Annotated in this window: 15 protein-coding genes; 6 read left to right on the forward strand and 9 right to left on the reverse strand. The window is 70.7% G+C overall.

Translation table 11 applies throughout. The annotated features are described in order from the left end of the window. Positions 1-17: 17 nt before the first annotated feature. From gyrA to dnaA, 8 genes are all read right to left on the reverse strand, one after another. Complete coding sequence (gene gyrA / locus ABD126_RS11670; RefSeq protein ID WP_343933782.1) at positions 18-2,534, reverse strand: DNA gyrase subunit A; 2,517 nt, start codon at positions 2,532-2,534, stop codon at positions 18-20. 47 nt (positions 2,535-2,581) lie between these two features. Next, the gene (gene gyrB / locus ABD126_RS11675) at positions 2,582-4,552 is read right to left on the reverse strand and encodes a DNA topoisomerase (ATP-hydrolyzing) subunit B (protein ID WP_343933783.1); all 1,971 of its coding nucleotides are present in this window, start codon (positions 4,550-4,552) and stop codon (positions 2,582-2,584) included. 237 nt (positions 4,553-4,789) lie between these two features. Beyond that, entirely contained in the window at positions 4,790-5,290 is a 501-nt protein-coding gene (locus ABD126_RS11680) for a DciA family protein (protein WP_343933784.1), read from the reverse strand. A 118-nt stretch (positions 5,291-5,408) separates the two neighbouring features. After that, the gene (gene recF / locus ABD126_RS11685; protein ID WP_343933785.1) at positions 5,409-6,545 is read right to left on the reverse strand and encodes a DNA replication/repair protein RecF; all 1,137 of its coding nucleotides are present in this window, start codon (positions 6,543-6,545) and stop codon (positions 5,409-5,411) included. A 1-nt stretch (position 6,546) separates the two neighbouring features. Then, positions 6,547-7,461 (reverse strand): phosphogluconate dehydrogenase (NAD(+)-dependent, decarboxylating), encoded by a 915-nt coding sequence (gene gnd / locus ABD126_RS11690; protein WP_343933786.1) that lies wholly within the window; start codon positions 7,459-7,461, stop codon positions 6,547-6,549. A 29-nt stretch (positions 7,462-7,490) separates the two neighbouring features. Beyond that, positions 7,491-8,627: a DNA polymerase III subunit beta gene (gene dnaN, locus ABD126_RS11695; RefSeq protein WP_343933787.1), complete on the reverse strand. Its 1,137-nt coding sequence runs from the start codon at positions 8,625-8,627 to the stop codon at positions 7,491-7,493. 932 nt (positions 8,628-9,559) lie between these two features. Further along, on the reverse strand, positions 9,560-9,808 hold the full coding sequence (locus tag ABD126_RS11700; protein ID WP_343933788.1) for a DUF418 domain-containing protein: 249 nt from the start codon (positions 9,806-9,808) through the stop codon (positions 9,560-9,562). A gap of 174 nt (positions 9,809-9,982) precedes the next feature. Next, a complete protein-coding gene (gene dnaA, locus ABD126_RS11705; protein WP_343933789.1) occupies positions 9,983-11,548 on the reverse strand; it encodes a chromosomal replication initiator protein DnaA in 1,566 nt (521 codons plus the stop codon). Between the two features lie 448 nt (positions 11,549-11,996). Here dnaA and rpmH point away from each other — a divergent pair, with 448 nt between their 5' ends. The 5 genes from rpmH to ABD126_RS11730 are packed head-to-tail and all read left to right on the forward strand — an operon-like array spanning position 11,997 to position 14,405. After that, positions 11,997-12,140 (forward strand): 50S ribosomal protein L34, encoded by a 144-nt coding sequence (gene rpmH / locus ABD126_RS11710; protein ID WP_033428178.1) that lies wholly within the window; start codon positions 11,997-11,999, stop codon positions 12,138-12,140. Between the two features lie 13 nt (positions 12,141-12,153). Beyond that, a complete protein-coding gene (gene rnpA, locus ABD126_RS11715; protein ID WP_343933790.1) occupies positions 12,154-12,564 on the forward strand; it encodes a ribonuclease P protein component in 411 nt (136 codons plus the stop codon). After that, entirely contained in the window at positions 12,561-12,833 is a 273-nt protein-coding gene (gene yidD / locus ABD126_RS11720) for a membrane protein insertion efficiency factor YidD (RefSeq protein WP_309110015.1), read from the forward strand. Before rnpA ends, yidD begins: the two co-directional genes overlap by 4 nt. Positions 12,834-12,836: 3 nt before the next feature. Further along, positions 12,837-13,841: a membrane protein insertase YidC gene (yidC, locus tag ABD126_RS11725; protein WP_343933791.1), complete on the forward strand. Its 1,005-nt coding sequence runs from the start codon at positions 12,837-12,839 to the stop codon at positions 13,839-13,841. Between the two features lie 18 nt (positions 13,842-13,859). After that, positions 13,860-14,405: a Jag family protein gene (locus ABD126_RS11730; RefSeq protein WP_309110013.1), complete on the forward strand. Its 546-nt coding sequence runs from the start codon at positions 13,860-13,862 to the stop codon at positions 14,403-14,405. A gap of 49 nt (positions 14,406-14,454) precedes the next feature. On the opposite strand, the gene ABD126_RS11735 is transcribed toward ABD126_RS11730, so the two are convergent. Beyond that, positions 14,455-15,441: a methyltransferase domain-containing protein gene (locus ABD126_RS11735; protein WP_343933792.1), complete on the reverse strand. Its 987-nt coding sequence runs from the start codon at positions 15,439-15,441 to the stop codon at positions 14,455-14,457. 45 nt (positions 15,442-15,486) lie between these two features. Between ABD126_RS11735 and ABD126_RS11740 the strand changes: the two genes are divergently transcribed. After that, positions 15,487-15,945, forward strand: a complete 459-nt coding sequence (locus ABD126_RS11740; protein WP_343933793.1) for an NUDIX hydrolase — start codon at positions 15,487-15,489, stop codon at positions 15,943-15,945. The last annotated feature ends 86 nt before the right edge of the window (positions 15,946-16,031 follow it).

A 16,031-nucleotide genomic window follows, 5' to 3' on the forward strand; every position in this document is an offset into this window, starting at 1 on the left:
TCAACCTCTCGTCCGCGCTAGTTGGCAGGCTCCGCCTGGTCGGTCTCGGCGCCGTCACCAGTGGTGACGTCTCCGGCCTCGTCGGCGTTGCGTGCCACCGCGATGAGAGTGGTCCCTTCGCCGAGGTTCATCAACCGGACGCCCTTCGTCTGCCTGCCCGCTTTGCGCACCTCCGCGGCGCTGGTGCGGATCACACCGCCCGCCGACGTGATCGCGTACAGCTCGTCGTCGACGTCGACGATGAGCGCGCCGACAAGCCTCCCACGGCGCCGGTCGTGCTGGATGGTCAGCACACCCTTCCCACCGCGACCCTGCACCGGGTAGTCCTCGATCGGCGTGCGCTTGGCGTACCCACCGTCGGTGGCCACCAAAACAAACAAACCCTCTTGGACGACACCCATGGACAGCAGCTCGTCCCCGGTGTTGAACCGCATGCCCTGGACGCCGGAGGTCGCGCGGCCCATCGGGCGCAGCGCCTCGTCGTTGGCGTGGAACCGGATGGACTGGCCGTCCCTGGACACCAGCAGCAGGTCGTCGTCGGCCGAGCAGAGCACGGCGCCGACCAGCTCGTCGTCCTCGCGCAGGTTGATGCCGATGAGACCACCCGATCGGTTGGAGTCGAAGTCGGACAGCTTCGACTTCTTCACCAGGCCCTTGCGGGTGGCCAGCACCAGGTACGGCGCGACCTCGTAGTTCTTGATCTCGATGACCTGGGCGATCTCCTCGTCCGGCTGGAACGCGAGGAGGTTGGCCACGTGCTGGCCGCGCGCGTTGCGGTTGGCCTCGGGCAGCTCGTACGCCTTGGCCCGGTACACCCGGCCCTTGTTGGTGAAGAACAGGATCCAGTCGTGGGTGGAGCACACGAAGAAGTGCGCCACGATGTCGTCCTGCTTGAGCTGCGCGCCCTGCACGCCCTTGCCGCCGCGCTTCTGCGAGCGGTACAGGTCGGTCTTGGTGCGCTTCGCGTAACCCGTCCGGGTGATCGTGACGACGACGTCCTCGACCGCGATGAGGTCTTCCATCGACACGTCGCCGTCGAACGGCACGATCTTGGTGCGCCGGTCGTCGCCGTGCTTCTCCACGATCGCCATCAGCTCTTCGCGCACGATGGCGCGCTGCCGCTCCGGCTTGTCGAGGATGTCCTTGAGGTCGGCGATCTCGATCTCGATCTCGGCCAGCTGGTCGATGATCTTCTGCCGCTCCAGGGCCGCCAGGCGGCGCAGCTGCATCTCCAGGATCGCGTTGGCCTGGATCTCGTCGACGTCGAGCAGCTCCATCAGGCCGGTGCGCGCCACCTCGGGCGTCTCCGACCGGCGGATCAGGGCGATCACGGCGTCGAGCTGGTCGAGCGCCTTGACCAGGCCGCGCAGGATGTGGGCCCGCTCCTCGGCCTTGCGCAGCCGGAACCGGGTGCGCCGGACGATGACCTCGATCTGGTGCTTCACGTAGTGCCGGATCATCTGGTCCAGGCGCAGCGTGCGCGGCACGCCGTCGACCAGGGCCAGCATGTTCACGCCGAACGAGTACTGCAGCTGGGTGTGCTTGTAGAGGTTGTTCAGCACGACCTTGGCGACCGCGTCCCGCTTGAGCGTGACCACGATCCGCATGCCCGAGCGCTTGTTGGACTCGTCGGCGATGTTCGCGATGCCGGTGAGCTTCTGGTCGCGGACCAGGGCGGCGATGTTCTCCACCAGGTTGTCCGGGTTGACCTGGTAGGGCAGCTCGGTGACGACCAGGATGGTGCGGCCCTTGGCGTCCTCGTCGATCTCGACGACGGCGCGCATCTTCACCGAGCCGCGGCCGGTGCGGTAGGCGTCCTGGATGCCGGAGGTGCCGAGGATCTGGCCGTAGGTCGGGAAGTCCGGGCCCTTGATCCGCTCGATCATGGCCTCCAGGGTCTCCTCGTCGGAGGCCTCGGGGTTGTCCAGCGCCCACACCACGCCGTCCGCGACCTCGCGGAGGTTGTGCGGCGGGATGTTGGTGGCCATGCCGACCGCGATGCCCGCCGAGCCGTTGATCAGCAGGTTCGGGATGCGCGACGGGAGGACCGTCGGCTCCTGGATGCGGCCGTCGTAGTTGTCGCGGAAGTCGACGGTGTCTTCCTCGATGTCCGCGAGCATCTGCATGGCCAGCGGCGTGAGCCGGCACTCCGTGTACCGCATGGCGGCGGCCGGGTCGTTGCCCTGGGAGCCGAAGTTGCCCTGGCCGTCGATCAGCGGGTAGCGCATCGCCCACGGCTGGGCGAGGCGGACCAGCGCGTCGTAGATCGCCGAGTCGCCGTGCGGGTGGTAGTTGCCCATGACGTCGCCGACGACGCGGGCGCACTTGTTGTAGCTGCGGTCCGGGCGGAACCCCGAGTCGAACATGGAGTACAGCACCCGGATGTGCACCGGCTTGAGGCCGTCGCGCACGTCCGGGAGCGCGCGGCCCACGATCACGCTCATCGCGTAGTCGATGTAGGAGCGCTGCATCTCCTGCTGGATGTCGACCGGCTCGGTGCGGTCGCCCTCCGGGGGCAGGGTCGTCTCGGTCACGGTCCTTCTTCCTCTTCGACTTCCGGCCTACGGGGTGGTGGAGGGGCTCACACGTCCAGGAAGCGGACGTCCTTGGCGTTGCGCGTGATGAAGCTGCGCCGCGCCTCGACGTCCTCGCCCATGAGCACGCTGAACAGCTCGTCGGCCGTGGCCGCGTCGTCCATCGTGACCTGGAGCAGCACCCGGTTGGCCGGGTCCATCGTCGTCTCCCACAGCTCCTCGGCGTTCATCTCGCCGAGGCCCTTGTAGCGCTGGATGTTGTCGTCCTTGCCGATCTTCTTGCCCGCGGCCAGGCCGCGCTCGATCAGGCCGTCGCGCTCCTTGTCGGAGTAGGCGTACTCCGGCTCGGCGCGCTGCCACTTGATCTTGTACAGCGGCGGCTGGGCGAGGTACACGTGGCCGTGCTCGATCAGGGGGCGCATGAAGCGGAACAGCAGCGTGAGCAGCAGCGTGCGGATGTGCTGGCCGTCGACGTCGGCGTCGGCCATCAGCACGATCTTGTGGTAGCGCAGCTTCGCGAGGTCGAAGTCCTCGTGGATGCCGGTGCCCAGCGCGGTGATCAGCGACTGGACCTCGTTGTTCTTCAGCACGCGGTCGATGCGCGCCTTCTCCACGTTGATGATCTTGCCCCGGATCGGCAGGATCGCCTGGAACATCGAGTCCCGGCCCTCCTTGGCCGAGCCGCCCGCGGAGTCGCCCTCCACGATGTAGATCTCGCACTCCTCCGGGTTGGTGGAGCGGCAGTCCTTGAGCTTGCCGGGCAGGCCGCCGATGTCCAGCGCGCCCTTGCGGCGGACCAGCTCGCGGGCCTTGCGGGCGGCGATGCGGGCCTGCGCCGACGACACCGCCTTGGTGACGATCGTCTTGGCCTCGTTCGGGTGGCGCTCGAACCAGTCGGCCAGGTGCTCGTTGGTCGACTTCTGCACGAACGACTTGGCCTCGCTGTTGCCCAGCTTGGTCTTGGTCTGGCCCTCGAACTGGGGCTCCTTGAGCTTGACCGAGATGATCGCGGCCAGGCCCTCGCGGATGTCGTCGCCGGTGAGGTTGCTGTCCTTCTCCTTGAGCAGCTTCTTGTCGCGCGCGTACTCGTTGACCACGCGGGTCAGCGCGGCGCGGAAGCCCTCCTCGTGGGTGCCGCCCTCGTGCGTGTTGATCGTGTTGGCGAAGGTGTAGACCGACGGCGTGTAGCCGGTGTTCCACTGCATCGCCACCTCGACCTCAAGCTCGTCGCTCTTGGCCTCGAACGCGATGACCTTCTGGTGCACGGCCTCGCGGGTGTGGTTGATGTGGCGGACGAAGTCCTCCAGGCCGCCGGGGTAGTGGAACGTGCGCTCGCGCACGCGCGCGACGTGGCCCTCGGCGTCGGCCTCCTCGTCCTCGGCGCGCACGCGCTCGTCGCGCAGGACGATGGTGAGGCCCTTGTTGAGGAACGCCATCTCCTGGAGCCGCCGCGAGATGGTCTCCAGGTTGTACTCGGTGGTCTCGAAGATCTCCGGGTCCGCCCAGAACGTGGTGGTGGTGCCGGTCTCGTCGGTCGGCGCGCCCTTGCGCAGCTCGTGCGCGGGCTTGCTGGCCTCGAAGCGCTGGTTCCACGTGAAACCGTCGCGCTTGACCTCGACGTCGACCGCCGTCGACAGCGCGTTGACCACGGAGATGCCGACGCCGTGCAGACCGCCGGACACCGCGTAGGAGTCGCTGTCGAACTTGCCGCCCGCGTGCAGGACGGTCATGACGACTTCCAGGGTCGGCCGCTTCTCCACCGGGTGGATGTCGACCGGGATGCCGCGGCCGTCGTCCACGACCCGGACGCCGCCGTCGGCCAGCAGGGTCACCTCGACCTTGGTCGCGTAACCGGCCATCGCCTCGTCGACCGAGTTGTCCACCACCTCCTGGATCAGGTGGTGCAGACCGCGCTCGCCGGTGGACCCGATGTACATGCCGGGCCGCTTGCGGACCGCCTCCAGGCCCTCCAGGACGGTGATCGAGGACGCGCTGTACTCATTCTTCTTGGCTGCCACGGGCCTGGTGTCTCCTCGGACTACGGGGCGACTCGCCACGGAAGGTGTGACGCTGGAGTCACGCTACCCCTCGATTCTACCGGGCGAGGTGCGCAGAAACCCATCAAGGACACCCCTGGTTCGCTCACAGACGGGCCGAAGTGAACGCGGATGGGTCCGGACGGCCGTTGACGGGGTGCGAAACGGCTGGTGAGCGCTCATCGCGCCACAGGATCGCCGCTGAGCCCCTCGCGTGGCTCACCCGTAGGTGTCACGTGGTCCACGCCCGGGAACGTGCAGCGGGCCGTAGCGCCAACTCGGCGCCGCCGGTCCCTGCACCTTCAACCGCAGGACCACGCCGTTGCCGACGCCCGCCGCGATCTTCTTCAGCAGCTCGCGCTGGAGCAGCCGCAGCTGCGTGGCCCACGCCGTCGAGTCGGCCTGGACGGTCAGCTCGCCGTCACTGAACGCGACCGGCCGCGCGTGCTCGGCCACGTCCTCGCCGACCAGCTTGCCCCACCGCGCGAAGACCTGGCCGCCGGCGAGGCGCTCGGTCCAGCCGCGGTCGGCGGCGATCCGGGAGGCGATCCGGCCCAGCGGCTGGGGGTCGCGGTCGTCGGGCCCGGGACCGGACCACGAGCGCCGCCGGCGACGCGCGCCGGCACCGCCGCGACCGCCCTTCCGGACGCGCGCGCCGCGCTCCTTCGCCGACGCGCGGGCCGCGTCGAGGGCCGCGCGAGCCAGGTCCGAGCCGCGCAAACCACCCTCTGGTGTGACTTCAGGTGTGGACAAGTCCCTGTCTGTGCCGGAGTTATCCACACCATCCACAGGGTTGTCCCCAGATGTGCTGCCGATCACACCCTTTTGGGGCAGCGCGTCAGGCACGGCGCACCTCCCCGTGGCCGACCTCGAACCGGGCGCCGTCCAACTCCTCCGGCACGTCCTCCGCGACCGCCGCGGTGATCAGCACCTGCTCCGCGCCGGCCGCCACCTTCGCGAGCTGCCGCCGCCGGCCGCGGTCGAGTTCGGCGAACACGTCGTCCAGGACGAGCACCGGCTCGGCGCCCTCGGCGCGCAGCAGCTCGTACCCGCCGAGCCGCAGCGCGAGCGCGAACGACCACGACTCTCCGTGACTGGCGTAGCCCTTGGCGGGCAGGTCGCCCAGCGCCAGGTCCAGGTCGTCGCGGTGCGGGCCGACCAGGCACACGCCCCGCTCGACCTCCTGCGACCGCACCCGGCGCAGCTCCGCCAGCAACGACTCCTCCAACGCGTCCCGATCATGCGTTCCCGGGAAAGCATCGCCCAGGCTCGACCGGTACGCGATCCGAGCGGGCCTCGACTGTCGCTCGTCCCCCAGCCCACCCCCGGCGACCTCGGCGTACGCCTGCGCCACGTGGGGCGCGATGTCGGCCACCAGGTCCAGCCGGCCCGCCAGCAGCTCCGCGCCGTGCCGCGCCAGGTGCCCGTCCCACACGTCCAGCGTCGAGATGTCCGCCGACCGCGTCGCCTTCACGCTCTTCAACAACGCGCCGCGCTGCTTGAGGACGCGTTCGTAGTCCGACCGCACCCCGGCGTACCGCGGCGACCGGGTGGTGAGCAGCTCGTCGAGGAACCGCCGCCGCTCGCCGGGGTCGCCGCGCACCAGCGCGAGGTCCTCCGGCGCGAACAGCACCGTCCGCAGGATGCCCAACACGTCGCGCGGGCGCGGCACCGGGCCGCGGTTGATCCGCGCCCGGTTCGCCTTGCCCGCCGTGATCTCCAGCTCGACCAGCAGCTCGCGGCCCTCGTTGACCACGGCCGCCCGCACCACCGCGCGCGGCGCGCCGTGCCGGATCAGCGGCGCGTCCGTCGCCACCCGGTGCGAGCCGAGGGTCGCCACGTAGCCGAGCGCCTCGACCAGGTTCGTCTTGCCCTGGCCGTTGCGCCCGACGAGGACGCTCACCCCCGGCTCGAACGCCAGGTCCGCCTGCTCCCAGGACCGGAAGTCGGTCACCTGGAGGTGTCTGACGTACAACTCAGCTCTGCGTGGTTCCGGTGCCCGACGACGGACCGGCCGACACGACCGCGTGCCCGCCGAACTGGTTGCGCAGCGCCGCCACGGCCCGCATCGCCGGCGAGTCGTCCTGGCGCGAGGCGAACCGGGCGAACAGCGCGGCGGAGATCACCGGCGCGGGCACCGCGTGGTTGATCGCCTCCTCGACCGTCCACCGGCCCTCGCCGGAGTCCTCGACGTGACCGCGCAGGTCGTCCAGCTCCGGGTCCGACTCCAGCGCGCGGACCAGCAGGTCAAGCAGCCAGGACCGGACGACGGTGCCGCGCTGCCACGCCTTGATCGTGGCCGGCACGTCCTCGACGACCTTCGAGGCCTCCAGCAGCTCGAAGCCCTCGGCGTAGGCCTGCATCAGGCCGTACTCGATGCCGTTGTGCACCATCTTCGCGAAGTGGCCCGCGCCCACCCGGCCGGCGTGCGCGAAGCCCTCCTCGCGCGGACCCTCCGGGCGCAGCGCGTCGAAGATCGGCATGGCGCGCTCGACGTGCTCGGGCGCGCCGCCGACCATCAGGCCGTAGCCGTTCTCCAGGCCCCACACGCCACCGGACACGCCGCAGTCCAGGTAGCCGATGCCCTTGGCGCCCAACGCCTCGGCGTTCTCCACGTCGTCGGTGAACCGCGAGTTGCCGCCCTCGATCACGAGGTCGCCCTCGGACAGCAGCTCGCCGAGGTCGGCGATCGTCTGCCGGGTGATGTCACCGGCGGGCACCATCACCCACACGACGCGCGGCGACTCCAGCTTCGCCACCATGTCGGCCAGCGAGTCGGCGTCGGTCACGTCCGGGTTCCGGTCGTAGCCCACCACCTCGTGGCCCGCGCGGCGAATCCGCTCGCGCATGTTGAACCCCATCTTGCCGAGGCCGACGAGTCCGAGCTGCACGGTGGTTCCTCTCCCCTGGAAGTTCTTGATCAGCCGGGCAGGCGCACGGGCATGAGCAGGTAGAGGTAGCCCGGCGCCACGTTCCCATCCTCGTCCACCGGCTTGAGCAGTGCCGGGCGGCTCGGTGTGGTGAAGGACAAGTGGGCGCGCGGCGTCCGCACCGCCTGCAGGCCCTCCAGGAGGTAGGTCGGGTTGAACGCGATGGTCACCGCCTCGCCGGTGTACTCGACCGGCAGCTCCTCCTCCGCGCTGCCCTCGTCGTCGCCGCCGGCCGACAGGCGCAGCACCGAGTCGACGAACTCCAGGCGCACCTGGGTGCCGCGCTCGGCGACCAGCGACACGCGCTTGATCGCCTGCACCAGCGTGTCCACCTCGATGACCGCGGCGGCCGAGTGCTCGGTCGGCAGCAGCTGGCGGTACTTGGGGAAGTCGGCGTCGAGCAGGCGGGTGGTCGTGCGGCGGCCGGTGCCGGACAGGCCCAGCAGCCCGTCGTTGGCCGCGAGCGACAGCTCGACCTTCGCGCCGGACGCCCCGAGCGTCTTGGCGGAGTCGTTGAGCGTCTTGGCCGGCACGAGCACGGCGACCTCGCCGAGCTCCGCGTTGGGCGCCCACTCGAACTCGCGCATCGCGAGCCGGAACCGGTCGGTGGCCACGAGGGTCAGCTTGCCCTCGCCGATCTCCAGCCGCACGCCGGTCAGCATCGGCAGGGTGTCGTCCTTGCCCGCCGCGACGGCGACCTGGTTGACCGCCTCGCCGAACACCTCGCCCGGCAGTTCGCCGACGAGCTGCGGCATGGACGGCAGCTGCGGGTAGTCCTCGACCGGCATGGTCGGCAGGCTGAACCGGGCGCTGCCGCAGCTGATCGTCATGCGCGAGCCGTCCACCGCGATCTCGACGGGGTGGTTGGGCAGCGCCTTGGTGATGTCGGCCAGCAGCCGGCCGCTGACCAGCGCCTTGCCGCCGTCCGCGATGGTCGCCGGGACGCCGCACTGGGCGGAGACCTCGTAGTCGAACCCGGAGACGGTGAGCGCGTCGCCCGACCCGTCCTCGGCCCCGGCATCGAGCAGCACGCCGCCGAGCACCGGGACCGGCGGCCGGGACGGCAGGCTGCGCGCGACCCAGGCGACGGCGTCGGCCAGGCCGTCGCGCTCGACGCGGATCTTCATGAGGCGTCCTTTCTCAAGTTCCTCAAGTCGGCATGACCCACAGCAGCATGCGTTGCGGTGGGGGTTCGGGGAGCCGCGTCCCTCGCCGGAGAGCTCCGACCCTCGGCGCGGAGGCTCCACCGTAGAGCTTCCTCGGGGACTTCGTCACCTCGGGGCGGCCCCGGGTGTCGCCCCGGGTGCGAGCCCTGTCCCCGGGTGTCCACGCCGGCTGTTTTTTCTTTGTTCATCTCTTCAAGGGAAGACAACAGCAACAGCAGTAAGGGCTGTGGACAGTGTGGACAACGTCTGTTCCCGCAGTTCGTCGCCCGGTTGGAGGTGTGGATGAACACGGGTCGTCACCCGGGGACAGATCGCCGCCCCCGGGGAGAACTACGGCGGTGGTCCGTTCGGTCCACAGATCGGCCGAGTTGTCCCCGGGTGCATCCCCGGGTGTGGGTCGAGTTCTCCCCGGGTGCTGCACAGGGTGATCGTGGCCTGGATCTCCCCCGATCGTTGAGTTCCCTGGGCTTTGTGGACAACTTTTTCCGCCGGTTCACCCGCCCGCACCCGGGGTCGAGCGGCCCTGGTGGCGGTCGCGGGCACCTCCGGGACCCGTTCCGCGACCCCGCGGCCGCCCCGCGACGACGCCTCGGCCGCCCCCGGGCGCGGCCGCCGCGGCGCTCCCGCCACACCCGGGGACGCGCCTCCCGCCCCCGGGGGCGCGCCCCCGTCCCGCGCTCCGCCCCGGGTGCGGGCCCGCCCCGGGGACGCATCCCCGCCCCTCGGACCGCCCCGCCCCGGGGACGCGCCCCGAGCCCCGGACGCGGACCCGCCGTCGGACACACCGCCCGCCCCTCGGACCGGACCCGCCCTCACTTGGACGGACCCCGCCCCGGGGATGCCCCGGTTCCGAACCGGCGCGCGCCGTGGGGCGGGTGCCGGTTCGGCGTGGTTCAGGAGGGGCGTCCGGTCAGCCGGCGCAGCAGCGACTCGGCGGGTCCGGCCCGGCCCGCCCGCCGCAACGCCTCGGCGAACGCGACCGTGCCGGCCCACGTCACGACCGCGACCGGAGGCCGCCGCCGTCCCCAAGGTCGTCCCCCGAGCCCGCCGGCGTACGGCACGAACACCGCGACGAACACCACGAACTGCGCGAGGTAGCAGCTCAACGACCGCCGCCCACACGCCGCGATTGCGGTCACCACGGCCCCTCCGCCCGGACCGCCACCATCTGGACCGCTGGGCTCACGCCGATCACGACGCAGATCGGCGAGGCGCTGGTGTTCAAGCTGTCGATCGACCTCGGCCGGCCGCCGACCGCCGACGAACTGGCCGCGATCGTGGACGAGGCCCTGCTGCCGGTACTGGGGGTGTGCGGATCAGGGGGTGTGGCGGGCCCGCTGCTTGATGCGGGAGGTCAGCTCCTGCACCTGCTCGTACACCCGTCGCCGCTCGGCCATCTCCTTGCGGATCTTCTTGTCCGCGTGCATGACCGTGGTGTGGTCGCGACCGCCGAACGTCTGGCCGATCTTCGGCAGCGACAGGTCGGTCAGCTCGCGGCACAGGTACATGGAGATCTGCCGCGCCTGCGCCAGCACCTTCGTCTTGCCGGGGCCGCACAGGTCGTCGATCGTGACGCCGAAGAACTCCGCCGTCACCGCCATGATCGTCGGTGCGGTGATCTCCGGCGCGTGCGAGTCCGGGATGAGGTCGCGCAGCACTATCTCGGCCAGCTGCACGTCCACCGGCTGCCGGTTGAGCGACGCGAACGCCGTCACCCGGATCAGGGCGCCCTCCAGCTCGCGGATGTTCCGCTCGATCCGGGCCGCGATGAACTCCAGCACCTCGGCGGGCGCCGCGAGTCGGTCCTGGGCCGCCTTCTTGCGCAGGATCGCGATCCGGGTCTCCAGCTCGGGCGGCTGGATGTCGGTGATCAGGCCCCACTCGAACCGCGTGCGCAGCCGGTCCTCCAGGGTCTCCAGCCGCTTGGGCGGCCGGTCGGAGGACACCACGATCTGCTTGTTCGAGTTGTGCAGCGTGTTGAACGTGTGGAAGAACTCCTCCTGCGTGCCTTCCTTGCCCTCCAGGAACTGGATGTCGTCCACCAGGAGCACGTCGATGTCCCGGTAGCGGCGCTGGAAGGCGACCTTGCGGTCGTCGCGCAGGGAGTTGATGAAGTCGTTGGTGAACTCCTCCGTGGACACGTACCGCACCCGCATCCCGGGGAACAGCCGCTGCGCGTAGTGGCCCACGGCGTGCAGCAGGTGGGTCTTGCCCAGACCCGACTCGCCCCAGATGAACAGCGGGTTGTACGCGCGCGCCGGCGCCTCGGCGACCGCGACCGCCGCCGCGTGGGCGAAGCGGTTCGACGCGCCGATCACGAAGGTGTCGAAGTTGTACTTCTCGTTCAGCCGGGTCTGCGAGGACGCCGGGTTCGCGGGCCGCGTGAACGGCATCCCGCTCGGCGCGCCGCCACCGCCGCCGAACGTCGGCCAGATCTCGGTGACCGTGGCGAGGGCGTCGCCCTCCTCGTCCACCTCTTCGTCGGTCTCGGCCTCCTCGCCGACGACGAGCCCGCCCCCGGGGACCGGCGGGAGGTCCGGCGGTACCACCCCGTTGGTGGGTACCCCGTTCGGGGGAACGGGCACGGGGATGGGCGTGGTCGGCGGGCCGTTGACCGGCTCCGGCGAGTCGACCTTCACCGCCAGCGACACGGCCCGGCCGAGGCGGCGGGACAGGGCGGCGGTGATCGGGTCGCGCAGCGCCCGCTCGATGGCTTCCTTGGCGAACTCGGACGGCGCGGCCAGCAGCGCGGTGCCGTCGAGCAGGCCGATGGGACGGGTCACGCGCATCCAGGCGCGTTGCTGCGGTGAGAGCGTGCTGGCAGCCAGTTCCTGCACGACCTGTTCCCACACGAGACCCAGATCGGCCTGGTGGTCGGACACCTCCGCGCTCCCCTCCCCTCGGTGTGACTCCCCCGCGGTCAGCCCCCGGGGACCGCCACGACGTGGACACGGAGAATAGAGGCATCCACAGAGTTATCCACAACTGTGCACGAACGCGCGTCGGAGTGCAGCGGTTCCCCCCGTTGCTTTCCCGACACCGGTGCGGTCCGTGCGACGCTGCGTCGGCCACGGCTACCCGCGAAGGCAGCACGCTAACAAGGAGCGGGCTCTGCCACAAGACGTCGGTCGTCGCAAGCGTTTTACGTGCCGGGTGGGAGCGTCCGCCGCGCCCTCGGTGATCGCCGGCCCTGCCTGCTCCGGACCCCGATTTGGGTCCCGCCCCCGGGGCCGCGTACCCTGGACCGGTCTCCGATTGCGAGGCGTGCTCTTCGCGCGCCCTATGAACGGCCGGGGACCACCACAGACGTTAAGCATCGGGAGTCCGACCGTGAGCAAGGGTAAGCGCACTTTCCAGCCCAACAACCGCCGCCGCGCGAAGACGCACGGCTTCCGGCTGCGTATGCGCACCCGTGCCGGTCGCGCCATCCTGGCCGCGCGCCGCAGCAAGGGCCGCAAGCAGCTCTCCGCCTGATCGCCGCAGCGCCGTGCTTCCCGCGGCCAACCGGCTGACCCGCAGCCAGGACTTCGGCCTGGTGGTCCGCCGAGGCCGCCGGGCCGGCCGGCCCCGGCTGGTCGTGCACGCCCTCGTGCCGACCCCGGCGGGTGTTCCAGCAGGCACCCCGGTCGCGGCGGACCACGTCGCGACCGGACGAACGTCGGCGCAGCCCACCTCGGACGTGCAGTCCAAGGTGGGCTTCGTCGTGAGCAAGGCCGTGGGCAACTCCGTGGTCCGGCACCGGGTGAGCCGCCGGCTCCGCCACGTGGTGCGGGACCGGTTGCCCGGCCTGCCCCCCGGCTCGTCGCTGGTCGTGCGGGCGCTGGCCCCGGCGGCGACGGCGAGCAGCGCCGACCTGGCCGCCGACTTCGACGCGGCGCTGCGCAGGTTGCTGCGATGACCGGGACCCGAGTGAGCCCCGTGACGCGGGCGCTGTTGCTGCCGATCCACTTCTACCGGCGGTTCATCTCCCCCGCGTTGCCCCCGACCTGCCGTTTCCACCCGAGTTGCAGCACGTACGCGGTGGAGGCGCTGACCGTCCACGGTCCGTTGCGCGGCTCCTGGCTGGCCCTGCGCCGGCTGCTGCGCTGCGGACCCTGGCACCCTGGTGGCCTGGACCCCGTTCCGCCGAGGCGAACCACGGTCCCCGACGTTTCTGCCGAGGAGTAGCAAGTGCTCAACTTCATCTACTACCCGGTGTCCTTCATCCTGTGGTGTTGGCACTGGGTGTTCGGACACGTCTTCGGCGAGTCGAGCGGGTTCGCGTGGGCGCTGGCCGTGGTGTTCCTGGTCTTCACGCTGCGCGCACTGCTGTTCAAGCCGTTCGTCGGCCAGGTGCGCTCGATGCGGAAGATGCAGGAGTTCGCACCCGAGATCCAGAAGATCAAGAAGAAGTACCCGAACGACAAGCAGCGCCAGGCCCAGGAGATGCAGAAGCTCCAGGCCGAGCACGGCGTGAACCCGCTCGGCGGCTGCCTGCCGATGCTGGTGCAGATCCCGGTGTTCATCGGCCTGTTCCACGTGCTGCGCTCGTTCAAGCCCGGCTGGGGCGAGGTGTACTTCTTCGACGCGCAGGGCGTCGAGTCGTTCGTCAACGCCAAGCTGTTCGGCGTCAACCTCTCGACCTTCATCACGATGCCGGCCAACGAGCTGGAGCAGTTCGCGACCGAGCGGACGTCCGTGCTCTACGTCGCGATCCCGCTGATGATCGTCGCGTCGATCGCCACGCACTTCACCGCGCGGCACTCGGTGGCCCGCCAGACGCAGGCCGCCGCGGAGAACCCGCAGACGGCGATCATGAACAAGCTGACGCTCTACATCTTCCCGCTGGGCGTGCTCGTCGGTGGTCTCTTCTTCCCCATCGCGATCCTGCTCTACTGGCTGAGCAACAACATGTGGACGCTCGGCCAGCAGTACGTCGTGTACCACCGCATCGACCGCGAGGAAGCCGCGAAGAAGGAAGCGGTCGTGGAGAAGCGCCAGGCGCTCGCGCCGCGGCCCGGTGCGAAGCCGAAGCCGGGCGCCAAGCCCGGAGCGACGGCCGCGAAGAAGCCCGCCGCGCAGGACACGCCGCCGTCGGACGAGCAGGCCGGCAACGGCAAGCCGGCCACCGAGATCCCCGGTCTGAGCCCAGACCGATCCCCGGGCAAGAAGCAGGGCAACAAGAAGCGTCGTTGACCCTGGAGAGGAGACATCGTGTCGGAGACGTTGCAGGCGACCGACGTGGACGCGGCGCCGGAGGCCGACGAGGCCCCGCCGGCGCGGTCGGGGAGTTCGGAGGACCTGCTCGTCCAAGAGGGCGACATCGCGGGGGACTACCTGGAGAGGCTGCTCGACCTGCTCGACTACGACGGTGACATCGACCTCGACGTCGAGGCCGGTCGGGCGATCGTCAGCATCGACGGCGGTGACGACCTGGAGAAGCTGGTCGGCCCCCGCGGCACCGTGCTGGAGTCACTGCAGGAGCTGACCCGGCTCGCCGTGCAGCAGGAAACCGGCGTCCGCAGCCGGCTCATGCTGGACATCGCGGGCTGGCGGGCGAACCGGCGGGCCGAGCTGGCCGAGCTGGGTCGCACGACGGCGGAGAAGGTGGCGGCGTCGGGCGAGAAGGTCCGGCTGCACCCGATGACGCCGTTCGAGCGGAAGGTCGTGCACGACGCCGTCGCCGCGGTGGCGGGCGTGCACAGCGAGAGCGAGGGCGAGGAGCCGCAGCGCCGAGTCGTGGTGCTGCCCAAGCCCTGAGCGGTTCTGGGAGCGGCCCTCGGTTTCACGTGAAACCGAGGGCCGTTTTCTATGCCGTCACGAGGTACCGCTCGTCGTCGATCGGGCCGCCCCACAACACCGGGTCGGTCAGCGGTCGGACGTCCACCCGGCTCCGGTGCCGCCGGACGAGCGCCTCGGTCTCGGCGGCGGTGAGCCCCGCGCCGGTGTGCCAGCGTCCCTCCACGAGCAGCAGCCGCCCGCCCGGCTTGAGCAGCCGCACCCACCGCGCGAGCGCCGCGTCGGGATCGGGCAGCGCCCACAGCACGTGCCGAGCGAGCACCACGTCCGCCGAGCCGTCGGGGTAGGGCGGGTGCGCGGCGTCCCCCTGCTCGAAGACCACCCCGCTCCCCTTGGCCCGCGCCCGCTCGACCATGCGGGCGGACAGGTCCAACCCCCGCACGTCGTGCCCCGCCTCCGCCAGCAGCACGCTCAGGCTCCCCGTGCCGCAGCCGAGGTCGACCACCGACGACCGCTCGGGGACGAGCGGCAGGAGGAGGTCGGCCCACGCCCGGCGCGTGTCCGGGTCGCGCAGCCCGTGATCGGGTTCGTCGTCGAACGCCTCCGCCTGCGCGTCCCAGAAGTGCCGCGCCGCGAAGGTGTCGAGCCACGCGCGTTGGTCGGCGGTCTCCGGAACGTCCCGGCCGCGTGCCTCCGCGATCGCCTGCCACGCCGCCGCCGGGGACGCGCCGTCCAGGACGAGGAGCGCTGCCGCCAACAACGACGAGCGGCCGATGCCGCCCCAGCAGTGGACCAGGACGTGGCGGCCCTCCCGGATGTCCTCGGCCAGGCGGTGGAGTTGGTGGTCGAGGTCGGTCGGTACGCCGAAGTCCGGGATGGGGAGGTGCCGGTGGTCGCGGGCCGCGTCGGGCGCGTCCGCCAGGTCCAGTTCGGCGATCTCCCGGTCGGTCAGCGCGCACACGACGATGTCGACGCCGGCGGCGGTCCAGCGCTCGACCTCCGCGACGCCCTCGGGGTGGCCGGACGTGCTGAGGCGGCCGGGGCGAATGGTGTACATCTGAAGCTCTTCCCCTCTTCGTGTTTCACGTGAAACGGTCCCCGCATGACTGAGATCATCCGGAAGCTCCGCGTCGCCGCGTACGCCGTCATCGTCCGGGACGACCAGATCCTCCTGTCGCGGTGGCTGGGGCCGGAGCGACCGATGTGGATCCTGCCCGGCGGCGGAGTGGACCACGGTGAGGATCCGTACGACGCCGTCATCCGCGAGGTGTTCGAGGAGACCGGGTACAAGGCGGAGGTGCGCCGCCTGCTCGGCATCCAGAACGTCCACGGGCCGCTCAACCGGGACGGCGTGGACGTGGACTACCACCGCATCCGGATCCTCTACGAGGCGGAGGTCGTGGGTGGCGAGCTGACCTTCGAAGTGGGTGGCTCGACTGACCAGGCGGGGTGGTTCCCGCTCGCCGAGGTCCCCGAACTCGACCACGTCGAGTCGGTCGACGTCGGGCTCGCGATGTTTCGGAACCGCCCCGAGGACGGCCGAATCGCTCGTTTCACGTGAAACACGGTCGTTCTGGTCACCTCGATTTGGCGTGTCGCCGGGGTGATCCGTCATAGTGGTCGTCGGCACATTTGCGGGGCGCGTGA

The sequence above is a fragment of the Saccharothrix mutabilis subsp. mutabilis genome (assembly GCF_039521145.1).
Classification (GTDB): domain Bacteria; phylum Actinomycetota; class Actinomycetes; order Mycobacteriales; family Pseudonocardiaceae; genus Actinosynnema; species Actinosynnema mutabilis.

Excerpts from the sequence above, each read along its gene's own strand:
- dnaN (WP_343933787.1), bottom strand. The coding sequence starts at position 8,627 with ATGAAGATCCGCGTCGAGCGCGACGGCCTGGCCGACGCCGTCGCCTGG.
- yidD (WP_309110015.1), top strand. The coding sequence starts at position 12,561 with ATGACCGGGACCCGAGTGAGCCCCGTGACGCGGGCGCTGTTGCTGCCG.
- ABD126_RS11735 (WP_343933792.1), bottom strand. The coding sequence starts at position 15,441 with ATGTACACCATTCGCCCCGGCCGCCTCAGCACGTCCGGCCACCCCGAG.
- ABD126_RS11740 (WP_343933793.1), top strand. The coding sequence starts at position 15,487 with ATGACTGAGATCATCCGGAAGCTCCGCGTCGCCGCGTACGCCGTCATC.